We start from the raw sequence: 22511 nt of genomic DNA on the forward strand, positions 1-22511 counted from the left end.
CACCGTCCGATGCACTGCGATGGTGCGCGGTCAACTCTTTCTTTCAACCCGCCTGGAGTTCCTGATGTCGCGTGATTCCGATCCCTCCCTCGATGCCCTGGCATTGCGCCGCCGCCGTTTGCTGCAGGGCGCCGCCGCGCTGCCTGTGATGGGCCTGAGCGGCCTGAGCTTCGGCCAGTCGCAATTCCCCACGGCCAAGGTCAACACCACCAAGCTCGCGGTGACCGACACCGAAGTGACGGTGGGGCAACTGCACTCGTCGTCGGGCACCATGGCCATTTCGGAAACCGGCTCCATCCAGGCCGAGCAGCTGGCCATAGACCAGATCAACGCGATGGGCGGCATCCTGGGCCGCAAGATCAAGGTGATCAAGGAAGACGGTGCTTCCGACTGGCCGACCTTTGCCGAGAAGTCGAAGAAGCTGCTGGTCAACGACCACTGCGCCGCAGTGTTCGGCTGCTGGACCAGCGCCTCGCGCAAGGCCGTGCTGCCCGTGTTCGAAAAGGAGAACGGCCTCTTGTACTACCCGACCTTCTACGAAGGCCTGGAGCAGAGCAAGAACGTGATCTACACCGGCCAGGAGGCCACGCAGCAGATCATCTGGGGCCTGGACTGGGGCGCAAAGGAGAAGAAGGCCAAGACCTTCTTCCTCGTCGGCTCCGACTACATCTGGCCGCGCACCTCGATGAAGATCGCGCGCAAGCACATCGAGAACTTCCAGAAGGGTTCGGTGAAGGGCGAGGAGTACTACCCCCTGGGCCACACCAACTTCAACTCGCTCATCAACAAGATCAAGGTGGCCAAGCCCGACTGTATTTTTGCGGCCGTGGTGGGCGGCTCCAACGTGGCGTTCTACAAGCAGCTCAAGGCCGCGGGCATCACGGGCGACAAGCAGTTTTTGCTGACGCTGGCCGTGACCGAAGACGAGATGACCGGCGTGGGCGGCGAAAACTTCGCGGGCTTCTATTCGTCGATGAAGTACTTCCAGTCGCTGGACAACGCGAACAACAAGAAGTTCGTGGAGGCCTTCAAGGCCAAGTACGGCAAGGACGCCGTGATCGGCGACGTTACGCAGGCGGGCTACCTGGGCCCCTGGCTCTGGAAGGCGGCCGTGGAGAAGGCGGGCAGCTTCGACGTGGACAAGGTGGTGGCGGGCTCGCCGGGCATCGAGCTGAAGACGGCGCCTGAAGGTTACGTGAAGCTGGATGCGAACCACCATTTGTGGAGCAAGGCGCGGATCGGGCAGGGGCAGCTGGATGGCACGTTCAAGGTCGTTGCCGAATCGGCCGAACTGATCAAGCCGGATCCGTTTCCCAAAGGCTACCAGTAACCCTGTCTTGCTCCCTCCCCCTCTGGGGGAGGGCAGGGGTGGGGGCAAGCGGCGCTACCACTGGGCACGCTCTGCCTGCCCTCATCCGAACCTTCCCCCATAGGGGGAAGGGGCCAATACCCAAACACCTGGAACCTGTCGCCATGAACCTGTCGGACATGATGAACATCGGCCTCATGCAGGGCTTCGCGGGGCTGAGCCTCTTCGCGGTGCTGCTGCTCATGGGCCTGGGGCTCGCGATCATCTTCGGCCAGATGGGCGTCATCAACATGGCGCACGGCGAGTTCATGACCATCGGCGCCTATTCGATCTACCTGGCCGCGCGCGTCACCGAAAGCCTGGCGCCCGCGTTCATGCCGTATTACTTTCCGATTGCCATCGGCCTGGCTTTCGTGTTTGCCTTCATCGTCGGCTGGATTGTGGAGTGGGTGCTCATCCGGCACCTGTACAAGCGGCCGCTCGATACGCTGCTTGCCACCTGGGGCGTCAGCCTTGGGCTGCAGCAGCTCTTTCGCACCTTCATCGGCCCGAAGGAAGTGAGCCCCACGCTGCCCGAGTGGCTCATGGGCTCGTGGACGCCGCATGAAGGCCTGGACATTCCGATCAACGGCCTCTTTGTGCTGGCGCTCACCGCGCTGGTGACCGGCGGCGTGCTGGTGGCACTGCACAAGAGCCGCTGGGGCCTGCGAGTGCGTGCCACCGTGGCCAACCGCACCATGGCCAATGCGACGGGCATCGACACCATGAAGACCGACCGCCTGACCTTTGCCATCGGCTGCGGCATTGCGGGCATGGCTGGTGCGGCCTTTACCACCATCGGCTCCACCGGGCCGACCTCGGGCTCGCTCTACATCGTCGATGCCTTCCTTGTCGTCACCTTCGGCGGTGCAGCCAGCCTGCTGGGCACGGTGGTCTCTGCCTTCGGCATTGCGCAGACGCAATCCGTGTCGGAATTTTTCATGACCGGCTCGATGGCCAAGGTGCTGACGCTCTCGCTGATCGTGCTCATCCTGATGATGCGTCCGCAAGGCCTTTTCGCGGTCAAGGTGCGCCGCTGATGAACCCGAATTCTTTCTGGAGAACGTTCCGATGATGAATTTCATCAAGGCCTCGATCCTGCGCTACCAGCTGGGCAGCCTCTTGCTGCTGGTGTTGCTGCTGGCGGTGGTGCTGCCGCTGTCGCTCGACATCTTTCGCCTGAACCTGGTGGGCAAATACCTCACCTACGCCTTCGTTGCCGTGGGGCTTGTGATGGTGTGGGGGTACGGCGGCGTGCTGAGCCTGGGGCAGGGCGTGTTCTTCGGCATCGGCGGCTATGCGATGGCGATGTTTCTCAAGCTCGAGGCTTCGGACCCGATCACCACCAAGATCCAGTCGACACCCGGCATACCGGACTTCATGGACTGGAACCAGATCACCGAATTGCCGGTGCTGTGGCTGCCCTTCAAAAGCCTGCCGCTGAGCCTGGCGCTGGTGGTGCTGGCACCGATGGCACTGGCGTGGCTGGTGAGTTTTGCAATGTTCAAGCGCCGCGTGGGCGGGGTGTACTTTGCGATCATCACGCAGGCGGTGGCGCTCATTTGCACCGTGCTCATCATCGGCCAGCAGGGCTACACGGGCGGCGTCAACGGCATGACCGACCTGAAGACGATGCTGGGCTGGGACACGCGCGCCGACGGCGCCAAGTACATCCTCTACTACGTGTGCGTCGGCCTGCTGGTCGCAAGCATCGTGCTGTGCCGCTGGATCCAGACCAGCAAGCTCGGCACGCTGCTGCTTGCCATGCGCGACAAGGAAGACCGCGTGCGCTTCTCGGGCTACGACGTGTCGAACTTCAAGGTCTTCATCTTCTGCCTCGCGGCCGGCCTCTCGGGCATCGGCGGCGCGATGTTCGCGCTGCAGGTGGGCTTCATGTCGCCGAGCTTCGTGGGCATCGTGCCTTCCATCGAGATGGTGATCTTCTGCGCCGTGGGCGGCCGCATGAGCCTGGTGGGCGCGGTGTACGGCGCGCTGTTGGTGAATGCGGGCAAGACGCTCTTCTCCGAAAGCTTTCCGGACCTCTGGCTGTTTTTGATGGCCGGTCTCTTCATCGGCGTGACCATGGCCTTTCCCATGGGCCTGGCGGGCCTGTGGGACGACAAGATCAGGCCCTGGTGGAAGAGCCGCCGCCAGGCGCTGCGCGAAGCCGCGGTAAAGCCGCCGGCCGCAACCGTACCCGCACAACCTCCCGCGCCGCAGACCGAACCCGCATTGCCGGACGGCGTCGGCAGCCAACGCGCCTGACCCGGAGCCCATCGCATGAGCAACACCGACTTCGCGCTCGCAGTGGAAGACCTCACGGTCTCCTTCGACGGCTTCAAGGCCATCGACGACCTGACGCTGTACATAGACAAGAACGAACTGCGGGTGATCATCGGCCCTAACGGGGCCGGCAAGACCACGCTGCTCGACCTGATTTGCGGCAAGACGCGGGCGAGCGGCGGCAGCATCAAGTTCAAGAACACCGAGCTCACGAAGATGGCCGAGCACAAGCGCGTGCGGCTGGGCATCGGGCGCAAGTTCCAGACACCATCCATCTACGAGAACCTGAGCGTCTTCCAGAACCTGGAGGTGTCTTTCCCGAAAGGCCGTTCGGTGCTCGGCGCGCTGGCCTTCAAGTGCGACGACGAGGTCAAGTCCAAGGTGCAGGCGGTGGCCGAAGACATCGGCCTGGCCGACAAGCTGCGCACGGAAGCGGGCCTGCTGAGCCATGGCCAAAAGCAGTGGCTGGAGATCGGCATGCTGCTGATGCAGGAGCCCGAGTTGCTGATGCTCGACGAGCCCATAGCGGGCATGAGCGCGCGCGAGCGCGAACTCACCGCCGACCTGCTCAAGCGAATTTGCCAGAACCGCGCGGTGATCGTCATCGAGCACGACATGGCGTTTGTGAAGCAGATTGCGCACAAGGTAACGGTGATGCACCAGGGAAAGATCCTGGCCGAGGGGCCTATGGAGAAGGTGCAGGCGGATCCCAAGGTCATCGACGTTTATCTGGGGCACTGATGGCTGGTTTTTTAAACGCCGCGTTGTGCGTGAAGTGCTTTGTTCAGGGCGCGCACCTGCCGACGGGGGACATTCGCGGAGGGGAGTACCCGGTGGCCTGTGTACCCGCCCTGAACAGAAGCAAAGGAGCCACGACATGAGCAACATCATGCTGAAGGTCGACGACCTGCACACAGCCTACGGCCAGAGCGAGGCCCTGCACGGCATCTCGTTCGAAGGCCATGCCAACGAAACAATAGCCATCATGGGCCGCAACGGCATGGGCAAGACCACGCTGTTCAAGAGCCTCATGGGTGTGCTGCCGTTGAAGAGTGGGCGCATCGAGGTGGCGGGGCAGGACGTGTCGCGCGACGAAAGCTTCAAGCGGGTGGCCAAGGGCATTGCCTATGTGCCGCAAGGCCGCATGATTTTTCCGACCCTCACCGTCGAAGAAAACATCCAGACCGGCCTCGAAAACTCAAAGACCAAACGCATTCCCGAAGAGATCTATGCCCTGTTCCCCGTGCTCTGGGACATGAAGCGCCGCAACGGCGGAAACCTCTCCGGCGGCCAGCAACAGCAGCTTGCCATTGCGCGCGCCCTTGTTACCGACCCCAAGGTGTTGCTGCTCGACGAGCCTACAGAAGGTATCCAGCCTTCGATCATCAAGGACATTGCCAAGGCCCTGAACGAAATTCGCAAGCTGCGCGGCATCACCATTGTGGTGTCCGAACAGGTGCTTAGCTTTGCGATGGATGTGGCCGACCGGCTCTTCGTGATCGAGGGCGGGCGGCTCGTGCATGAGACCGCGCGCGACAAGACCGATGTCGACCACATCAAAGCCTATCTCTCTGTTTAACCACAACCCAGGAGCCACCGCAAATGACGGACACGCTGATCAAGGTCGACCTGACCAAGCCGCCCACGGAAAACGAGAATATCCACAACCGCTGGCACCCGGACATTCCGATGGCCTGTTGGGTCAACCCGGGCGACGATTTCATTCTTGAAACCTTCGACTGGACCGGCGGCTTCATCAAGAACAACGACAGCGCCGACGACGTTCGCGACATCGACCTGAGCACCGTGCACTACCTTTCAGGTCCCGTGGGCGTGAAAGGGGCAGAGCCCGGCGACCTGCTGGTGGTCGACCTGCTCGACATCGGCGCCAAGCAGGACAGCCTGTGGGGCTTCAACGGATTTTTCTCGAAGAAGAATGGTGGCGGATTCCTGACCGACCATTTTCCCGAGGCGCAAAAATCCATCTGGGATTTCAAAGGCATGTTCACCAGCTCGCGCCATGTGCCGGGCGTCAACTTTGCGGGCCTCATCCACCCTGGCCTGATCGGCTGCCTGCCCGACAAGCCCATGCTCGACATGTGGAACGAGCGCGAAGGCAAGCTCATTGCCACCGACCCTGACCGGGTGCCTGGCCTTGCCAACCCGCCGTTCGCAGGCACCGCGCACATGGGCAAGATGACAGGCGACGCCCGCGCCAAGGCCGCTGCCGAAGGCGCGCGCACCGTGCCGCCGCGCGAGCACGGAGGCAACTGCGACATCAAGGACCTGTCGCGCGGCTCCAAGGTTTTCTTTCCCGTGTATGTGGATGGTGCCGGGCTCAGCGTGGGCGACCTGCACTTCAGCCAGGGCGATGGCGAGATCACCTTCTGCGGCGCCATTGAAATGGCGGGCTGGGTGCACATGAAGGTCACTCTCATCAAGGGCGGCATGGCCAAGTACGGCATCAAGAACCCGATTTTCAAGCCGAGCGTGATCACGCCGCAGTACAACGACTACCTCATCTTCGAAGGCATTTCTGTCGACGAGTCAGGCAAGCAGCACTACCTGGACGTGAACGTGGCCTACCGCCAGGCTTGCCTCAACGCCATCGAGTACCTGAAGAAGTTCGGCTACTCGGGCGCGCAGGCGTATTCGATTCTTGGCACTGCACCGGTGCAAGGCCACATCAGCGGCGTGGTCGATGTGCCGAACTCTTGCGCCACGCTTTGGCTCCCCACGCAGATCTTCGACTTCGACATCAACCCGAACGCAGCAGGGCCGGTGAAGATGATCGACGGCAGCATCGACATGCCGCTTTCGCACGACCTGGCCTGACGCGCCCATGCCTACCTACGACTACGCCTGCGTGCAATGCGGCGGCTTCGAGGCGTTGCGGCCTTCGGGCCAGCGCGACGAGCCTGCCGCTTGCCCCGATTGCGGTTGCGCATCGCCGCGCGTACTTTCGGCGGCGCCGCGGCTTGCGCTGATGGCCTCGGGCACACGCCGCGCCATGGAGACCAACGAGCGCGCGCGGCACGAGCCCGGCAGTTCGCGCGACTATGCGCGCTTCAGGCATCCGGCAGGCTGCGGATGCTGCTCGAGCTCGTCGAGGCGCAGTGCCACCGTGACGGCGCCCAGCGGTGCAAAGTCGGCGCCATCGAAGCGGCCATGGATGATTTCGCACTAACGCGGAGCTAACGCCGGACTAACGCCGAGCTAACTCTGCAGCCTGAGCGGCGCCTTGGCAGCCGGGCGATTGTTTCAATCCCGTGAACGCCGTGATTCATTTTGCGGCGTTTTTTTATGGGTGTTCGGGATCAAACTTCATCTCACCAACCAACCCATTAGGAGATTGAAATGAATGCCTCGAAAATCCTCGCTGCCGCTGCTCTCTCGCTCCTGGCTGCTGCCGGTGCGCAAGCAGAAACCTATGAAGGCGTGCTGACTGTGAACTCGGGCGTGTCGCGCTCCGAAGTCGCTCCGCAAGCCGTTGCCGCTGCACGCGCCGGGAACCAATACAGCGAAGGCGCCAGCGCCGGCGCACAAGCCTTCACCTCGACCGCCGACCGCTCGGTGATCCAGGCCGAAGCTGTTGCCAAGGCACACGACCCGCTGGCAAGCCTCGACCGCCGCGCGTTCTACCGCGACGAAGTGCCGCAAGCCTACAAGAAGCCCAGCGTGTCGTTCACGCGCCAAGCTGGCCTGTAAGCCGATATCCCGCTGATCAGCGCGCAATGAAGAACGGGCCTTCGATAGGCCCGTTTTCCGTTGCTGCAAAAAGCTGTCGGAGGCCCCGCGCGGTACGCATCACTCCCGTGTCAGCGCGAAGCTCTTTCGTATGCCGCCGATGGCCGAAGGCGCCACCCACAAATCGAATTCGCCGGGTTCGACGGTTGGCTTCATGTCGCGGCCGATGAACTTCAGGTCTTCGGCGCCAAGCGTGAACTCCACCACCTTCGATGCGCCCGGCTCGATGCGCACCTTTTGAAAGTTCTTGAGCTCTCGCACCGGCCGCGTCACGCTGGCGGCGCGCTCGGCGGTGTATAGCTGCACGACTTCCTCGGCCTCGCGCTGGCCGGTGTTGGTTACCGTGGCGCGCACGCGCAGGGTGCTGCCAATCGGCAGCCTGTCGCGGCTGAGTTCGACGCCGTCGTAGCGCACGGGCGCATAGCCGATGCCGTATCCGAAGGGGTAGAGCGCCTGATTCGTGGTGTCCACGTAGCGGGTCTTGAAAGCCATGGCCTGGTCGTTGTCGGGCAACGGGCGACCGGTGCGCTTCTGGCCGTAGTAGAACGGCACCTGTCCCGAGGTTTGCGGAAAGCTCACCGGCAGCCGGCCCGACGGATTGAAGTCGCCGAACAGCACGTCCGCAATGGCGGAGCCCGTCTGCACGCCCAGAAACCAGGTGACAAGAATCGCGTCGGCATTGCGCACCGCGCCCCGCAGCGCCATTGCGCGGCCGTTGCTCAGCAGCACGACCACGGGCTTGCCTGCCGCGGCCACCGCCTCGGCCAAGTCTTGCTGCGCCTGGGGAAGACCGATATCGGTTCGCGAACGGGCTTCGCCCGACATGAGCTGGCCTTCACCGACGGCGAGCACCACCACGTCGGCGTCGCGCGCGGCGGCCACCGCGGCCTCGATGCCGCCCGCCAGCGGCGTATCGATGCCCGAGCCGCGCACCACGGTCAAGGCGCCAGGGTCGCGCAGCGCGGCACGCAGGCCGTCTTCGATGCCTACAGGGGCCGATTGGCCCGGAAACAGGCTCCAGGCGCCGAGCAGGTCTTGCGTGCCCGAGCCGAAGGGGCCGATCAACGCGATCTTCTTGCCCGACTTGGGCAGCGGCAGCACGGCGCGCTGGTTCTTCAGCATCACGATGGAACGGCGTGCGTCCTCGCGCGCCAGCGCAATGTGCTCGGGGTTTTCTGCGCGGTCGTGTGCCGGCGGACCGTCGAGCCCGCGAAACGGATGGTCGAACAAGCCGAGCTTCTGCTTGACCCACAGCACGCGGCGCACCGCGTCGTCCAGGCGCGCCATCGGCACCTCGCCAGAGGCGACGAGTTCGGGCAGGTAGCGCATGTAGAGGCCGCTCTGCATGCTGACATCGGTACCCGCCAGGAACGACTGCTTGGCGGCTTCGCGGCCATTGGCGGCGTAGCCATGCGCAATCAGCTCTTCGTCGGCGGTGTAGTCCGAAACCACGAAGCCCTTGAACTTCCACTCGTCGCGCAGCACGCCGGTCAGCAGCGCGGGGTTGGCAATCGAAGGAATGCCGGAGATTTCATTGAACGCGCTCATGACCGAGAGCGCACCCGCGTCGAGCGCGGCGCGGAACGGCGGCAGGTACACCTGGCGCAGCGTGCGTTCGGAAATATCGGTGGCTGCATAGTCGAGCCCGCCCTCGGCGGCGCCGTAGGCCGCAAAGTGCTTGGGCGTGGCCAGCAATGCGTCGCCGCGCGAAAGGTCGTTGCCCTGGAAGCCGCGCACGCGCGCCGCCGCGAACAGGTTGGCCAGGTATACGTCTTCGCCCGCGCCTTCGATGCCGCGGCCCCAGCGTGCATCGCGTGCAATGTCGACCATGGGTGCAAAGGTCCAGCGAAAGCCGTCCGCGCTGGCTTCCACCGCCGCGGCGCGCGCGGTGCGCTCGGCCAGTTCGGGCTCCCAGCTTGCGGCCTCTGCCAGGGGCATGGGGAAGATGGTGCGAAAGCCGTGGATCACGTCGGCACCGTAGAGCAGCGGAATGCCCAGGCGCGATTCGCGCACGGCCACCTCTTGCAGCACGCGCTTGCGCTCCAGCCCCTGGTTGTTGAACAGGCCCGTGAGCCGACCGGCGCGCACGTCGTCTATCTCTTGCTGCGCATTGCGTTGCGCGGCCTGGGGGTTGCCGGGAATGTTGGTGTCGGCGGGACCATAGAGGCTGAGCTGGCCCACCTTCTCTTCGACCGTCATGCGGGCGACCAGCGAGTCGATACGCGCGTCGGCGCCTTGTGGCCCTGCGGGAGGGGTTGCAGGGGCTCTCTGCGAGACGGGGGTGACGGCGGAAACGGGAGAGAGAAAACAGGCCAGGCCCAGCAGGGCCGCCATGGCGGGGGTTCGAACGTGCATGGCCCGCCATTCTCGTGCCAAAGCCTGACCGCATGGAACGGGCGGTCTTTGGAGCTGTTACACCCGGTTTAACAGCTGTTGTCCGTTGGCCCGGCGCCTCAGTCGCCGCCCAGTTGCAAGCGGCCGGGCAGGCGTTTTTCAATCGCAAACTTCAGCAGCGCCGCCGAGCGGAAGATGCCGTGCGCGAACTTGCCGTAGGGCAGGGTAAGAAAGAGCGCCATCACCACGCCCAGGTGCACCGCGAGAAGCAGCGCCATGAAGGCGCTGTCGCGCCAGGCAAGCAGCGCAAGCCCCGTGAGGCTGGTGAGCAGCAGCAGCGCGATGAAGCCGCGGTCCATCGGCCGCTGGGCAATGTCGCCATGCGCGGCGCTGCGCCGCAGGTTCATCCACAGCAGGCCCGCCGGGCCGGCCACCAGGCCGATGCCGCCAGCGGTGCCCAGCAGCACGGGTAGGCTGGTGAGTGCATAGGGCGCTTGCAGGCCGAGCAGGTAGTGATACAGCGTTGCCACGCAGGTGGAGGCAAAGCACAGCACGAAGCCGTAGAAGGTGAAGTGGTGAAAGCGCCTGCGCCAGAGAGTGAAGCGGTCGTCTTCGTTGTTGCAGCCTTCGCCGTGGCCGCCGTCCAGGTACTTGAGGCGCAGCACGTCTTGCGCCGCCTCGGCGCTTGCCGCGGCGCGCACCCCGGCAAGGTCGGCGGGCGCATTCTCGTGTGCCGGCGACACCTCGCGCCAGAACCGGCGCGTGCCCATGCCCAGCGCGAACACCACAAAACCGAAGACCGCACCGAACACCAATGCCAGGAAGTTGTGCGGAAAGATCGCGTAGAAATTGCCCGCGAGCGGTTCGTGCAGCAAGGCGCCCGTTGCCGCTACCGCCAGCACCAGGAACAGCGCGAGGCCGGCGGCGAGAGCGAGCGCCACGGCAAGGCCGGCTCTCTTGTACAGCGCGCCCATGGCGGGCGGCCAGGCGTAGTCGTGGTATGTCTGCATGCGCACCCGCGCCATGGCCTGCGGCACGTTCACCGCAAACTCGTGCGGCGGGGCATATTGGCAGGCATGCAGGCAAGAACCGCAGTTGTGGCAAAGGTTGGCAAGGTAGTGCGTGTCGGCCTTGCCGAACTCGAGCCGCCGAGTCATTGCAGGAAACACGGCGCAAAAGCCTTCGCAGTAGCGGCATGCATTGCAGATCTGCAGGATGCGCGCAACTTCGCCCTCGTTTGCTGCAAGCGGCAGGGCGGGGCGAACCGGAATCACGCGTACCGAGGCGCTGCCGATGCCGTCGGCATCGGCCCTGGCGCGCGCAACGAGATCAGTGAGCTGCTGCAAGGCGGGCCTCCGAAAATTTTCGTGCAAAGGCCTTGGCTGCATTGGCCGCCTGCGTACCCGCAATGCGGCCGAAGGCCGTGCCGATGCTCATGCCCACGCCGGCCGTGTAGCCCTTGCCCAGCACGTTGCCGGCCATCATTTCGCCGGCCACGAACAGGTTCGGGCTGGGCCGGCCGCCAAAGCGCACCGCCGCCGTTTCGTCGACCTTCAGGCCCAGGTAGGTGAAGGTGATGCCGGGCCGCACCGGGTAGGCGTAGAAGGGTGCGGTGTCGATCGGGCGCGCCCAATGTGTCTTGGCCGGGGCAATGCCCTCGGTGTGGCAGTCGTCCAGAGCCGTGTGGTCGAAGCGGCCTACGCGGCAGGCGGCGTTGTAGCCCTGCAGCGTGTGCTCGAATGCGGCCTGGTCAAGGCCGATGGCTTGTGCAAGTTCGCCCAGCGTGTTGGCCCTGGCGCCGGGGAACACCGGTGGCATGAAGCGGCCCACGGCCTTCTGGTCGATGATCGACCACGCAATTTGCCCCGGCTGCTGCGCCACCAGCCGGCCCCAGATGGCATAGCGCTTGGGCCAGAAATCTTCGCCCTCGTCGTAGAAGCGCCTTGCCTCGCGGTTGACCACCACGCCTAGCGAGACACAGTCGATGCGCGTGCAGATGCCGCCGTCGTACAGCGGTGCGCGCGCGTCGATGGCCACCATGTGGCCCTGCGACGGATCGCCGATGCTGTCGGCGCCGGCTTCGATCATGTGCTTGAGCAGCACGCCCTGGTTGAAGCGCGTACCGCGGATCAGGAAGTTGTCGGCAGGCCATTCGCCGTGCTCGTTCTGGCCCCAGGCCTCGCGCAGCCATTCGCGGTTCGATTCGAAGCCCCCCGCGGCCACCACGCAGCTCCTGCCCTCGATGCGCTGGCCGGCCTCTGTGCGAACTGCCACGAAGCGTTCGCCGTCGAGTTCCATCGAGGCCACGGGCGTCTCGTAGCGAATCTGCACACCCAGCCGCTCGGCGCTGCGGTAGTAGGCGTTGACCAGCGCCTTGCCGCCGCCCATGAAGAACGCGTTGGTTCGCGCCACATGCAATGCGCCGGAGAGCGGCGGCTGAAAGTGCACGCCGTGGCTGCGCATCCAGTCGCGGCAGCTGGAAGAAGCGCGAATCACCAGGCGTGCCAGATGCTCATCGGTGAGGCCGCCCGTCACCTTCAGCAGGTCTTGCCAGTACTCTTCTTCAGGGTAGGCGTCGACCAGCACGTCCTGCGGCGCGTCGTGCATGCAGCGCAGGTTGCGGGTGTGCTGCGAATTGCCGCCGCGCCATTCCTTGGGCGAGGCTTCGAGCAGCAGCACCGAAGCGCCGGCTTCGCGTGCCATCAGCGCGGCGCACAGCGCCGCATTGCCGCCGCCGACAACCAGTACGTCTATCACTCGTGGGTCTCCTTGGAATGCAGGAGACTTTACGCAGCAGACCCTTCAGGCGAAAGGCCGATCGAGGCAACGGGTGTTCAGTTTTCGAGAAGACTGGCACCGGCCCAGCGGCCTTCGCGCACCAGGGCGCGGGCGGTGTCCGCAAGCACCACGCGCGCGGCGAGCGCGGCGGGCGAAAGCTCGTCGTCCGACAGGCTGACGAGCAGGTTGCGGCGGCCCACGTGCGCATCGCTGATCTGCGTGAGCCGCAGGTCGTCGCGGTCGTGCCTGGCGGTGGCGGCGCCCGGCTGGATGGTGGCGCCTTGGCCTGCGCGCACCGCGTCCATCAACAGCGCCAGGCCGTCGACCTCGGCGACGATGCGGGGCGAAATGCGGGCCCGCGCAAAGGCCGCGACGAGCGTGGCGCGCAAGCCGTGGCTGCCGCTGGGCAGTATGAGCGGCAGGCCGGCCAGCTGCGAGAGCCGCACCTTGGTGCCCGGCGGGCGCTCGGCGAGGTTCGGCGATGCAATCACGAACAGCTTTTCCGCCAGCAGCGGCAGCACGCTCCAGCGCCGCGGCGTGTCGGTCTGGAACAGCACGGCCAGGTCGAGCTGGCGCGCGTGCAGCATGGTGGTGAGGTGGCCCGAGAGCGCCTCGACCATGTGCAGCCGCACCTCGGGGTAGCGCTCTTGCATGGCGCGCATCAGCGGCACACCGAGCACCGTGGCCGTGGTGGGCGCAAGGCCCACACTCACGTGCCCCGAAAGGCGTGCCTGCTGCGCCGCGCGCACGGCGTCGTCGGCATGCCGCAGCGTCAGCTGCGCCTGATGCAAGAAAGCCATGCCGGCATCGGTGGGCACCACGCCGGTCGAGCTGCGCTGCAGCAGCCGCGTCGAAAGCTCGCCTTCGAGCCGGCTGATCTGCTGGCTGAGCGCCGAGGTGACCACGCCCAGCTCGACGGCAGCGCGGCCCATGCTGCGGAGTTCGCAGACCTTGACGAAGTAGCGCAGCTGCCTCAGTTCCATGCCCGCATCATCGCGCAGGCAGGGCCACCGGTTGCCGCCGGCGCACCAGCAACCAGCCGAACAGCGGGGCCGTGATGTACATCACCACCGCATAGATGGCGGCCGGTAGAGCGAGCTCATAGCTGCCGAGCACGCTCACCGCAATGAAGATGGCCAGTGTGGAGTTGTGGATGCCGATCTCGTAGCTGATGGCAGTGGCCAGCGGCTTGTTCAGGCCGGCGGCGCGGCTGAGGTAGTAGCCAGCCAGCAGGCTCAGCAGGTTCAGCAGCAGCACGGGGAGGCCGATCTCGGCGAAGGCGGCCGAGAGGTTCTTCCACTCGTTGGCAATGGCCAGCACCGTGACCACTGCGAGCACCACCGCGCTGAAGATCTTGATCGGCTTTTCCATGCGCGCGGCGAAGCCGGGCTTGCGCGCCGCTACGAACATGCCGATAGCCACCGGCGCCAGCACGATGGCGATCACCTCCACCAGCTTTCGCGTCTGCAGCGGCACCACTTGGCTGTTTGCTGCGAAATGCACGATGGCCCAATTGGCGATGAGCGGCAGCGTGATGATGGACAGCAGCGTGTTCGCCGCCGTGAGCGAGATGTTCATGGCCACGTTGCCGCCGAACAGGTGCGAAAACAGGTTGGCCGCAATGCCGCCCGGCGATGCCGCGAGCAGCATCAAGCCAACGGCGAAAACCGGCGACAGCCCAAAGCCCACGATGATGGCGCAGCAGGCGAGCGGCAGTCCGACAATCTGCAGCGCGAGCGCGATGGTCACCGCCTTGGGGTGATCGAGGAGCCGCCTGAAGTCTTCCGGCGAAAGCGAAAGGCCAAGCCCGAACATGATCAGCGCCAGCGCGCCGAAAAAGAACCGGGTCGCGATGAGCGCATCGTCCATGCTGTCTCCTCTTTTGGTTCTTTTAAAAAAATGGCTGCCGGCACCTGTCGCGCAGGCACCGGCAGCCGTGCAAACCGGAATCAGTGCGTCTGTCCGGGTCTGTCTTATTGCTTGTAACTGTCGTCTATGCGGTCGAGCTTGCGAATGAGCGACGGCCAGACGAACTGCCCGCCCAGCCCGCCCGTTTGAACCTTCATTGCCTGGCCCACGCCCTCGACGATCTTCGGGTTGACCTGCGTGAGCTCGCCGCCGCCCGATTGCGCCGCAATCTGGATCTGGCAGGTGTTTTCGAAGGTGTACATCGAAAGGAACGCGTCTGCAATGGTCTTGCCGCAAGTGAGCAGGCCGTGGTTGCGCAGCATCAGGAAATTGGCGTTGCCCATGTCGGCCTGCAGGCGCGGCTTTTCGTCGTCGCGGAAGGCCACGCCTTCATAGTCGTGATAGGCCAGCGAGGCCAGCACGAAGGTCGATTGCTGGCTGATGGGCAGCACGCCGTTCTTCTGCGCGCTCACGGCAATGCCGGCCTTGGTGTGGGTGTGCAGCACGCACTGGATGTCTTCGCGCGCGGCATGCACTGCGCTGTGAATCACGAAGCCCGCCGGGTTGACGGGGTAGGGCGACTCGATGATCTTGTTGCACTGCTGGTCGACCTTCACCAGGCTGGACGCGGTGATCTCGTCGAACATCAGGCCGTAGGGGTTGATGAGGAAGTGGTGCTCGGGCCCCGGAATGCGCGCGCTGATGTGCGTGAACACCAGGTCGCTCCAGCCGTAGAGCGCCACCAGCCGGTAGCAGGCGGCAAGGTCGACGCGCAGCTGCCACTCTTCGGCGGAGACGAGCTTCTGGATTTCGGATTGGGAGTTTGCGTTCATGGTGGTGTGTCCTTTGTCGGGTATCAGGCGGCGGCCGGCTCTTTCAGCGCGGCCTTGTAGATGCTCTGCTTGGGCTGTGCCATCAGGCGCTGCAGCATGGGCTCGAATTCGCTGATGGGCAGCGTCTCGGCCTTGGGGTCGAAGGCCGGGTTGTCGTACAGCGCGCAGAACTCGGCCGTGCGCTCGTAGTGCGGGTGGTTCCTGAAGTTGTCGCGCATGTCGCGGTCCAGCCCGATGTGGTGAAAGAAGTAGTGGCCCTGGAAGATGCCGTGGTGCTGCACCATCCAGTGGTTGGCTTCGCTCACGAAGGGCTTGAGAATGGCCGCGGCGATGTCGGGGTGGTTGAAGCTGCCGAGCGTGTCGCCGATGTCGTGCAGCAGCGCGCACACCACGTATTCCTCGTCGCGGCCGTCGCGCAGTGCGCGGGTCGCGGTTTGCAGCGAATGGGTGTAGCGGTCTACCGGAAAGCCGCCGTAGTCGCCTTCCAGGATTTGCAGGTGCCTGATCACGCGCGCGGGCAGGCCGCCCGCAAACTGCCTGAACTCGCCGCCAATCAGTTGCCAGTCTTCGCGCGTGCTCTGCTGCATGCTGGTGAAACTCGCCCGTTCGCTCATTTTGTGGTCTCCGTTCTTGTGGGGTGCGGCCACTGTAGACCTGTGCTTGACGTGCAACTGTCAAGAATTTGACAATGCAGGGGTCTGGAAAACCCCCGCATGTCCGCCACCAAGCTGCGCCTTTCAGCCTCGCATCGAGTTGCGATGGAGCGCAACCCGTGGTTCACGAGCATGCCGCGCGTGCAGCGCGACGCCTTGCTGGAGGCGGCCGAACTGCTCCACCTGCGGCGCGGTGCCATGGTGTTTCGCCAGGGCGACCCGGTGCACGCGACGGGCGGCGGCTTCTATGGCCTGGTGGCCGGCACCATCAAGATTTCATCGCTGCGGCAAGACGGGCGCGAAGCCATCCTCGCGGTGCTCGAGCCCGGCAACTGGTTTGGAGAGATCACGCTGATCGACGGCTCGCCGCGCACGCACGACGCCACCGCGATGGAGCCGCTCGACCTGCTGGTGGTGCCGCCCGAAGCCTTTGCGCAGCAGATGCGCGACGTGGTGTTTGCCAACGCCATTGCATTGATGCTGGCCGCAAGGGTGCGCATGCTCTACGGGCTGACAGAAGATGCCACGCTGCGCAGCCTGCGTGCACGCGTGGCGCATCGCCTGCTGGTGCTGGCGCGCGGCGATGCAACGCAATCGGTGCAATTGCGCCGCACGCTGATGCTGCCGCAGGAGGCGCTGGCCATGATGCTCGGCGTTACGCGCCAGACGCTCTCGAAAGAGCTGAACGCGCTGGGGCGCGACGGGCTGATTTCGCTCAGCTATGGGCGCATCGAGCTGCTGTCGATCGATGCGTTGCAGGCGCTGGTGCGCAGCGGCTAGCCGGGCGCGTCCGGCGCGTTTTCATTGCCGACTCAGCGTAGAACGCGGCCGTCGGCAGAGATGCTGATCAGGTCGATGTTGCGCGACGGGTCGCGCAGGCCCGGCCGCAGGTTGATGCGAAAGCCGCCCACGTCGTAGTCGGTCATCGTGGTCATCACACGCTGCAGGCTTGCGGTGGTAAAGCCGCGGCCCGCACGCCGAACCGCTTCGCCCACCACCTTGGCGGCAATGAAGCCCTCCAGGCCTTCGTACGAAGGTGTCTGGTCGGAGTTGTCGACCGCGGCGCGGTATTCCTTGACGATAGGAATGGCCGAAGGGCGCGGCGAGGGCACTACCTGCGAAATGACGATGCCGCCGATGTCCTTGCCGAGTTCGGCGTAGAGCGGGTCGATACCCACGATGGAAAAGGCCATGAAGCTGCCGGTGTAGCCGCTCTTGCGCAGCTTGCGGATGGCGTTGGCCGTGGTGCCCGAGAGCGACACCAGCACGATGGCCTGGGGCGTTTGCTGCTGCACCGTCTTCAGGGCTGCGTCGAGCTTGTCCGCACCAGCGGGAACCATGGCAGTGGCCACCAGAGCGGGAAGCTTCAGTTCGGTAATGGCCTGCTGCACGGCCGCCAGGCCGGCGCGGCCCATGGCGTCGTCGTCGCCCACCAAGGCAATGCGCGTCTGCCCCACGGTGGCGCACTGGCGCACGATCTTCAGGGCCTCGTCGATCATGCCGGGGCGCACGTGAAATACGTTTGGATGGCTCGCCTCGCGAAGTGCATCTGAAGCGGCGAAGGGTGCGAACAGCAGGTTGCCCTGTTGCGCGGCAACGCTTGCCCCGGCATCGCTGCTTGCGGTGCCCACAAAGCCGAACAGCAAGTCGGCCTTGTCCGTGCCCAGCAGGGTGCGGGCGTTGGCGGCGGCGCGGGTGGCGTCGTAGCCGTCGTCCAGCTGCAGCAGCTTGAGCTGGATGCCGCTGGACGCATTGCGTTCGTTGAAGTCGCCCACCGCCAGCCGGCTGCCGGCTGCAAAGGCCAGGCCAATCTCGCCGGCCGCGCCAGTCAAAGGCACAGACTGCCCCAGCAGCACCACGCGGGAGCCCGCCGCTGCCTTGGCGGTTTGCGAGAGCGCCGGAAGAGAAAGGCCGCCGCCCAGGAGCAGTGCGCCGGACGTTTTCAGTACTTGCCTGCGAGACCTGTTCATTTGCCACCCTTTGTCTAAATTAGTAAAAAAGTGTAGCAATTTCGGTGCCTGCGGGGAAGCTGCCGAGGTGTAACGGTGGCCAAAGGGGGCGCTCTCCAGTGGCCCCAGTCGCCCTCAGTTGCCCTCAGTCGGCGTCGGGCGGCAACAGCAGCGGTCCGCAGTTCTCGTCCGCCACAAACACCGCGACCAGCTTTGCGGGGCGCACAGGATCGGGGTTTTCCGCAAAAAGGTGCAGCGTGCGCGGCGGCTCGAAGAAGGTTTCGCCGCTCTTGAAGCTGCCCACAGGGCCGCCCGCGAGCTGCGATCGGATGGTGCCTTCGAGAATGATGGCGGTCACCGAGCCCGGGTGCCGGTGGGCGGGGGAATAGGCCAACGGCGGAAAGTCGACCAGAACCGTGGTGACTGACTTGCCCGGCACGTTGGGCAGCGGTTCGCAGGAGAGCATCTTGACCGAGGTTGCCGGCCTCGCTTCGGCGCCAGAGCCGGCGGGCGCCGGGGCGGACGAAAACATGGGCCCGGCTGCGACGGTGCTGCACACATCGGCAAACCATTGCACGGCGTCCTTCCGGTTGCTGTGCGGCACCAGCGCCCAGCCTGCGGCCAGCGCCAAGGCAAGAGCCGCGGAACCGGCGCCGAGTTGGCGGCCAGGGCCACGATAAAGCCAGGCCGCCTTCACGATGCGGCCCCTTGCCGCTCGCGCAGCCTCATCGACGGATGCCAGCCGAGTTGGCGTTTCGCCTTCTCGCTGCTGACTTCCGGACTGTCTTCGGCAATGTTGAAGATACCGCTGCGCGCATGCCGCAGCGCGAGCACCGTTGCCTGCGCCGCCGCTTCCACATGGACCGGGCACGCCCCCTTGGGCTCGGCGTTCGAGGTGCCGGGGCCGTAGAACTGCCCATAGCGCAGCACTGTGCCGGTAATGCCCCTGGCGCCCAGTACGCTGCGCTCCAGCGCCGCCACGCCTTCCACACTGATGCGCCGGATGCCTTCGGCCTGTAGATCGAGCGGATGTTCCTCTACGTGCGGCAACGGCCCCGGTGCATAGACCCAGGCAATGCTTTGCGCCACCATCAGGCGGGTGCCGGCCGCTTGCGCCGCGGCCACAAGGTTGCGTGTGCCTTCGGTGCGAACGCGCGCGTTGCGGTAGGCAGCATCGGCCATCTTCTTTGGATCGAGATCCGGCGGCAGGTCCGTGAGCTGGTGTATCACGATGGCCGGCTTGATGCGCACCATGGCCGCATGCAGCGCCTGCGTGTCGAATACATCGACAACGACCGGAACAACGCCGCGCGCCTCCAGCACTTGCGCGCGCTCTGCTCGCCGGGTGGTGCCGTGCACCGTGTAGCCCGCCTCGATCAACAGAGGAACCAGCGCGCTGCCAATCGCCCCGGCCGCTCCTGCCACGAATATCTTTTCGCTCATCGCATGTCCTTTCTCGCTATACGAATGGTTGAGCTTAGGTTTTTGATGCCCCATGCAAAAGAGCCAAGATTTGTGAAAATGACCAGGCCATGACCAGAGAGAAAAAACCTTCCGACGCCTTGGTGGAGATCGACCGCGCGACGGCTGTGCCTTTGCACCGGCAGATCTACGAGCGCTTCAGAACAGCCATAGAGCAGGGCGTGCTCGGCCCTGGCGATCGCGTGGCGTCGGCACGCAGCCTGGCCAGCGAGCTGGGGGTGGCACGGGGCACGGTAGAGACGGCCTACAACCTGCTCGCGGGCGAAGGCTATTTATCGGCGCGAGGCCAGGCGGGTACGGTGGTTTCGCCGTCGCTTCCGTCGCTTCCGTCGCGACGGCCGGCGCGGCGCAAGCCCAGGCGGGCCGAGGCGAGAGCGCTCGATCCGATGTTCGCGAAACCCGCTCCGCCGCCGCCGCTACTGCAATTGGGCATTCCGGCGCTCGATGCTTTTCCGCGCAAGCTCTGGGCGCGCCTGGCGTCGCGCCGGCTGAGGGCGACAGCCGCTGCCGACATGTTTTATGGCGATCCCTCGGGTCACCCGCCGCTGCGGGCGGCCATCGCGGCATATCTGCAGGTGTCGCGCGGTGTCTCGTGCCATCCATCGCAGGTCTTTGTGACGGGCGGATACCGCGCATCGCTTGCGCTCGCTTCGCGCACGCTGCTTGCCGCCGGCGACCGGGTGTGGGTCGAAGACCCGGGCTTTCCGCCCACGCTGGAGGTGCTCCGCAGCGCCGGGCAACTTGCCGTGCCAGTGCCGGTGGACGATGAGGGCATGGTCGTTGCGCTGGGCATGCGCAAGGCCCCGAAGGCGAAGATGGCGGTGGTCACGCCGTCTCACCAGGCGCCGCTGGGCGTGTCGATGTCGCTCGCGCGCCGGCTGCAGTTGCTGGCCTGGGCATCGCAGGCAAAGGCGTGGATTCTGGAAGACGACTACGACGGCGAATACCGTTACGCGGGCCCGCCACTGCCCGCGCTCAAGAGCCTCGACGGCCAGGACCGCGTGCTGTATGCAGGCAGTTTCTCGAAGGTGCTTTATCCGGGCCTGGCGCTGGGCTACGTGGTGGTGCCCGACTCGTTGTGTGAAGTCTTCGGCGCGGCAGTGCAGACGTGGTCGAACGGTTGCCCGCAGATCACACAGGCCGTGGTGGCCGACTTCATGCGGGAAGGCCACTTTTCCCGACACCTGAAGAAGATGCGGCTGCTCTATGCCCGTCGCCGCAACATGCTCGCGCAGGCGCTGGCAAAGGCCTTCGGCGAGGAGGTGCGCATCGATTTGCAGGGCGGCGGCATGCACCTGATTGCGCGCTTCGCCATGCGGGGCGCAAGCGATGAAGAGCTGGCCCGCCGGGCGCAACTTGCGGGGCTGAACTGCCAGCCGCTTTCTGCGCGGGGCACCGCGAGGTTCAGCGACCAGGGGCTGCTGATCGGCTTTACCAACGTTGGCTCCGCAGCACAGGCACAGCAGCTTGCAACCAGGCTGCGGAACGCCCTGGACGGCAAGCGCTGACGAACACCCCGGGGCGGCAGCCTGCGCTCAGGCGCGCCGGAAGACCAGGTCCCACACGCCGTGGCCCAGCTTGAGGCCGCGGTTCTCGAACTTGGTCAGGGGCCGGTATTCCGGCTTGGGCGCATAGGCTTCGGCCGTGTTGCGCAGCAGCGGCTCTGCGGACAGCACTTCGAGCATTTGCTCGGCATAGGGCTGCCAGTCGGTGGCGCAGTGGATGTAGCCGCCCGGGCGCAGGTGCTCGGCGAGTTTTTTCACGAACTCGGGCTGGATGAGCCGGCGCTTGTTGTGGCGCTTCTTGTGCCAAGGATCGGGAAAGAACACATGCACGCCGGCCAGCGAATCGGGCTGCAGCATGTGGTCGAGCACGTCGACCGCATCGTGCGCGCAAATGCGGATGTTGCCGATCGATTGCTCGCCGATGCGCTTGAGCAGCGCGCCCACGCCGGGCTCATGCACTTCGCAGCACAGAAAGTTGGTCTCGGGCATTACCGTGGCGATGTGCGCAGTGGCTTCGCCCATGCCGAAGCCGATTTCGAGCACTGTGGGTGCGGCACGGCCGCCGAAGGCCGCGGTCAGGTCGAGCGGCTCGGGCTTGTAGGGCAAGAGGAACAGCGGGCCCAGCTCGGCAAAGGCGCGTGCCTGGCCTTCGGTGGTGCGGCCGGCGCGCTTCACAAAGCTCTTGAGGCGGCGGTGCAGCGGATGCGGTTTGTCGGCCGCGTCGTCGCTCGGCGGAGAATCGTTGGGCACGGTGTCGGGAAAGGTCATTACGGGCGCGAATTGTAGAGACCGCGCCACTCGGGCACCCAGCCGGCCAGTGCCGCAGTGCATGAAGCACCCTGCGCGGCGCCAAGGCCCAGAACCCCCGCGGCGGCCTCTAGCGACGCCAGCGCGGCCTCTGGCGTGCCGGTATCGATGGGCGTGGCGCCGTTCTGCTTGGAGAGCTTGTCGCCATCGGCACCGCGCACCAGCGGCGTATGCAGGTAGCTTGGCGTAGGCAGGCCGAGCGCGCGCTGCAGCAAGACCTGGCGCGCGGTGTTGTCGGCGAGGTCTTCACCGCGCACGACGTCGGTCACGCCTTGTTCCGCGTCATCGACCACCACCGCGAGTTGATATGCCCAGGGGCCGTCGGCGCGGCGCAGCACAAAATCGCCGACCTCGCGGCTGACGTGCTGGCACTGCCGGCCAAGGCGGCGGTCTGTCCAGCAAAGCTCGCCTGATGGAAGCGCCGGTTGCATGGCCTCGAACTTTTCGGTCGCAAAGCGCCACGCCCGCGCGGGCTTGCCGTGCAAGCCGCTGCGGCAGGTGCCGGGGTAGACACGCTCGCCGTGCCGCGCATGCGGCCGGCCGAGCCTGGTCAGCGCTTCGTCGATGTCCTTGCGCGAACATCCGCAGGGATAGGCAAGCCCAAGGGCCTGCAGCTTTGCAAGCGCCGCTTCGTAGCGCGCGGTGCGGTGCGTCTGCCACACGGGAGCTTCGTCCGGCAGCAGGGCGCAGTCGGCAAGTTGGCGGAGGATATGTTCGCCCATGCCGGGCAGGCAACGCTCGGTGTCTGCGTCTTCGATGCGAACCAGCCATCGCGCGTTCGATCCACGGGCGCGCACGTCGAGCCAGCTTGCGAGCGCGGCTACCAGCGAGCCCGCATGCAGCGGGCCGGTGGGCGAAGGCGCGAAACGGCCGGTCTCACGCAT

At 65.4% G+C, this 22511-nt stretch carries 22 protein-coding genes; 10 read left to right on the forward strand and 12 right to left on the reverse strand.

What is annotated here, in order from left to right; genetic code table 11:
* Positions 1-64 precede the first annotated feature (64 nt).
* The 8 genes from urtA to J2X67_RS09040 all read left to right on the forward strand — a co-directional run bounded on the left by urtA (position 65) and on the right by J2X67_RS09040 (position 7339).
* Positions 65-1330: an urea ABC transporter substrate-binding protein gene (gene urtA / locus J2X67_RS09005; protein ID WP_309952331.1), complete on the forward strand. Its 1266-nt coding sequence runs from the start codon at positions 65-67 to the stop codon at positions 1328-1330.
* A gap of 143 nt (positions 1331-1473) precedes the next feature.
* Positions 1474-2388, forward strand: coding sequence for an urea ABC transporter permease subunit UrtB (gene urtB / locus J2X67_RS09010; protein ID WP_309952333.1), 915 nt, complete (start codon positions 1474-1476; stop codon positions 2386-2388).
* Between the two features lie 34 nt (positions 2389-2422).
* Positions 2423-3613 carry an urea ABC transporter permease subunit UrtC gene (gene urtC, locus J2X67_RS09015; RefSeq protein WP_309952522.1) on the forward strand — a complete coding sequence of 397 codons (1191 nt, stop codon included), beginning with the start codon at positions 2423-2425 and terminating at the stop codon, positions 3611-3613.
* Between the two features lie 15 nt (positions 3614-3628).
* Entirely contained in the window at positions 3629-4372 is a 744-nt protein-coding gene (urtD, locus tag J2X67_RS09020) for an urea ABC transporter ATP-binding protein UrtD (protein WP_309952335.1), read from the forward strand.
* A 148-nt stretch (positions 4373-4520) separates the two neighbouring features.
* Positions 4521-5210: an urea ABC transporter ATP-binding subunit UrtE gene (urtE, locus tag J2X67_RS09025; protein WP_309952525.1), complete on the forward strand. Its 690-nt coding sequence runs from the start codon at positions 4521-4523 to the stop codon at positions 5208-5210.
* 23 nt (positions 5211-5233) lie between these two features.
* Positions 5234-6466: a formamidase gene (gene fmdA, locus J2X67_RS09030; RefSeq protein ID WP_309952337.1), complete on the forward strand. Its 1233-nt coding sequence runs from the start codon at positions 5234-5236 to the stop codon at positions 6464-6466.
* Between the two features lie 7 nt (positions 6467-6473).
* A complete protein-coding gene (locus J2X67_RS09035; protein WP_309952338.1) occupies positions 6474-6818 on the forward strand; it encodes a zinc ribbon domain-containing protein in 345 nt (114 codons plus the stop codon).
* A 170-nt stretch (positions 6819-6988) separates the two neighbouring features.
* The gene (locus tag J2X67_RS09040; RefSeq protein WP_309952341.1) at positions 6989-7339 is read left to right on the forward strand and encodes an alpha/beta hydrolase; all 351 of its coding nucleotides are present in this window, start codon (positions 6989-6991) and stop codon (positions 7337-7339) included.
* A gap of 99 nt (positions 7340-7438) precedes the next feature.
* Here the strand turns inward: J2X67_RS09040 and bglX are convergent, their stop codons facing one another.
* The 7 genes from bglX to J2X67_RS09075 all read right to left on the reverse strand — a co-directional run bounded on the left by bglX (position 7439) and on the right by J2X67_RS09075 (position 15845).
* Positions 7439-9733, reverse strand: coding sequence for a beta-glucosidase BglX (bglX, locus tag J2X67_RS09045; RefSeq protein ID WP_309952344.1), 2295 nt, complete (start codon positions 9731-9733; stop codon positions 7439-7441).
* 98 nt (positions 9734-9831) lie between these two features.
* Positions 9832-11058 carry a tricarballylate utilization 4Fe-4S protein TcuB gene (gene tcuB / locus J2X67_RS09050; RefSeq protein ID WP_309952346.1) on the reverse strand — a complete coding sequence of 409 codons (1227 nt, stop codon included), beginning with the start codon at positions 11056-11058 and terminating at the stop codon, positions 9832-9834.
* A complete protein-coding gene (gene tcuA / locus J2X67_RS09055) occupies positions 11042-12469 on the reverse strand; it encodes an FAD-dependent tricarballylate dehydrogenase TcuA (RefSeq protein WP_309952348.1) in 1428 nt (475 codons plus the stop codon). The genes tcuB and tcuA overlap by 17 nt, the downstream gene beginning before the upstream one ends.
* A gap of 77 nt (positions 12470-12546) precedes the next feature.
* Positions 12547-13473, reverse strand: coding sequence for a LysR family transcriptional regulator (locus J2X67_RS09060; RefSeq protein ID WP_309952351.1), 927 nt, complete (start codon positions 13471-13473; stop codon positions 12547-12549).
* A 7-nt stretch (positions 13474-13480) separates the two neighbouring features.
* Positions 13481-14359 (reverse strand): bile acid:sodium symporter family protein, encoded by an 879-nt coding sequence (locus J2X67_RS09065; RefSeq protein WP_309952353.1) that lies wholly within the window; start codon positions 14357-14359, stop codon positions 13481-13483.
* Between the two features lie 104 nt (positions 14360-14463).
* Entirely contained in the window at positions 14464-15231 is a 768-nt protein-coding gene (locus tag J2X67_RS09070) for a class II aldolase/adducin family protein (protein ID WP_157614430.1), read from the reverse strand.
* A gap of 23 nt (positions 15232-15254) precedes the next feature.
* Positions 15255-15845, reverse strand: coding sequence for an HD domain-containing protein (locus J2X67_RS09075; RefSeq protein WP_309952354.1), 591 nt, complete (start codon positions 15843-15845; stop codon positions 15255-15257).
* Positions 15846-15944: 99 nt separating this feature from the next.
* Here J2X67_RS09075 and J2X67_RS09080 point away from each other — a divergent pair, with 99 nt between their 5' ends.
* Positions 15945-16664, forward strand: coding sequence for a Crp/Fnr family transcriptional regulator (locus J2X67_RS09080; RefSeq protein WP_309952355.1), 720 nt, complete (start codon positions 15945-15947; stop codon positions 16662-16664).
* Positions 16665-16696: 32 nt separating this feature from the next.
* On the opposite strand, the gene J2X67_RS09085 is transcribed toward J2X67_RS09080, so the two are convergent.
* The 3 genes from J2X67_RS09085 to J2X67_RS09095 all read right to left on the reverse strand — a co-directional run bounded on the left by J2X67_RS09085 (position 16697) and on the right by J2X67_RS09095 (position 19276).
* Positions 16697-17854, reverse strand: a complete 1158-nt coding sequence (locus J2X67_RS09085; protein WP_309952356.1) for an ABC transporter substrate-binding protein — start codon at positions 17852-17854, stop codon at positions 16697-16699.
* 124 nt (positions 17855-17978) lie between these two features.
* Entirely contained in the window at positions 17979-18530 is a 552-nt protein-coding gene (locus tag J2X67_RS09090; RefSeq protein WP_309952358.1) for a cupin domain-containing protein, read from the reverse strand.
* Entirely contained in the window at positions 18527-19276 is a 750-nt protein-coding gene (locus tag J2X67_RS09095) for an NAD(P)-dependent oxidoreductase (protein ID WP_309952359.1), read from the reverse strand. The genes J2X67_RS09090 and J2X67_RS09095 overlap by 4 nt, the downstream gene beginning before the upstream one ends.
* Before the next feature lie 89 nt (positions 19277-19365).
* Here J2X67_RS09095 and J2X67_RS09100 point away from each other — a divergent pair, with 89 nt between their 5' ends.
* A complete protein-coding gene (locus J2X67_RS09100) occupies positions 19366-20823 on the forward strand; it encodes a PLP-dependent aminotransferase family protein (RefSeq protein ID WP_309952360.1) in 1458 nt (485 codons plus the stop codon).
* Between the two features lie 27 nt (positions 20824-20850).
* Here J2X67_RS09100 and trmB read toward each other — a convergent pair whose 3' ends face one another.
* Positions 20851-21588, reverse strand: coding sequence for a tRNA (guanosine(46)-N7)-methyltransferase TrmB (gene trmB / locus J2X67_RS09105; RefSeq protein WP_281148433.1), 738 nt, complete (start codon positions 21586-21588; stop codon positions 20851-20853).
* Positions 21588-22511, reverse strand: coding sequence for a tRNA glutamyl-Q(34) synthetase GluQRS (gene gluQRS / locus J2X67_RS09110; RefSeq protein WP_309952362.1), 924 nt, complete (start codon positions 22509-22511; stop codon positions 21588-21590). The genes trmB and gluQRS overlap by 1 nt, the downstream gene beginning before the upstream one ends.

The organism is Variovorax sp. 3319 (genome assembly GCF_031456585.1).
Classification (GTDB): Bacteria; Pseudomonadota; Gammaproteobacteria; order Burkholderiales; family Burkholderiaceae_C; genus Variovorax; species Variovorax paradoxus_P.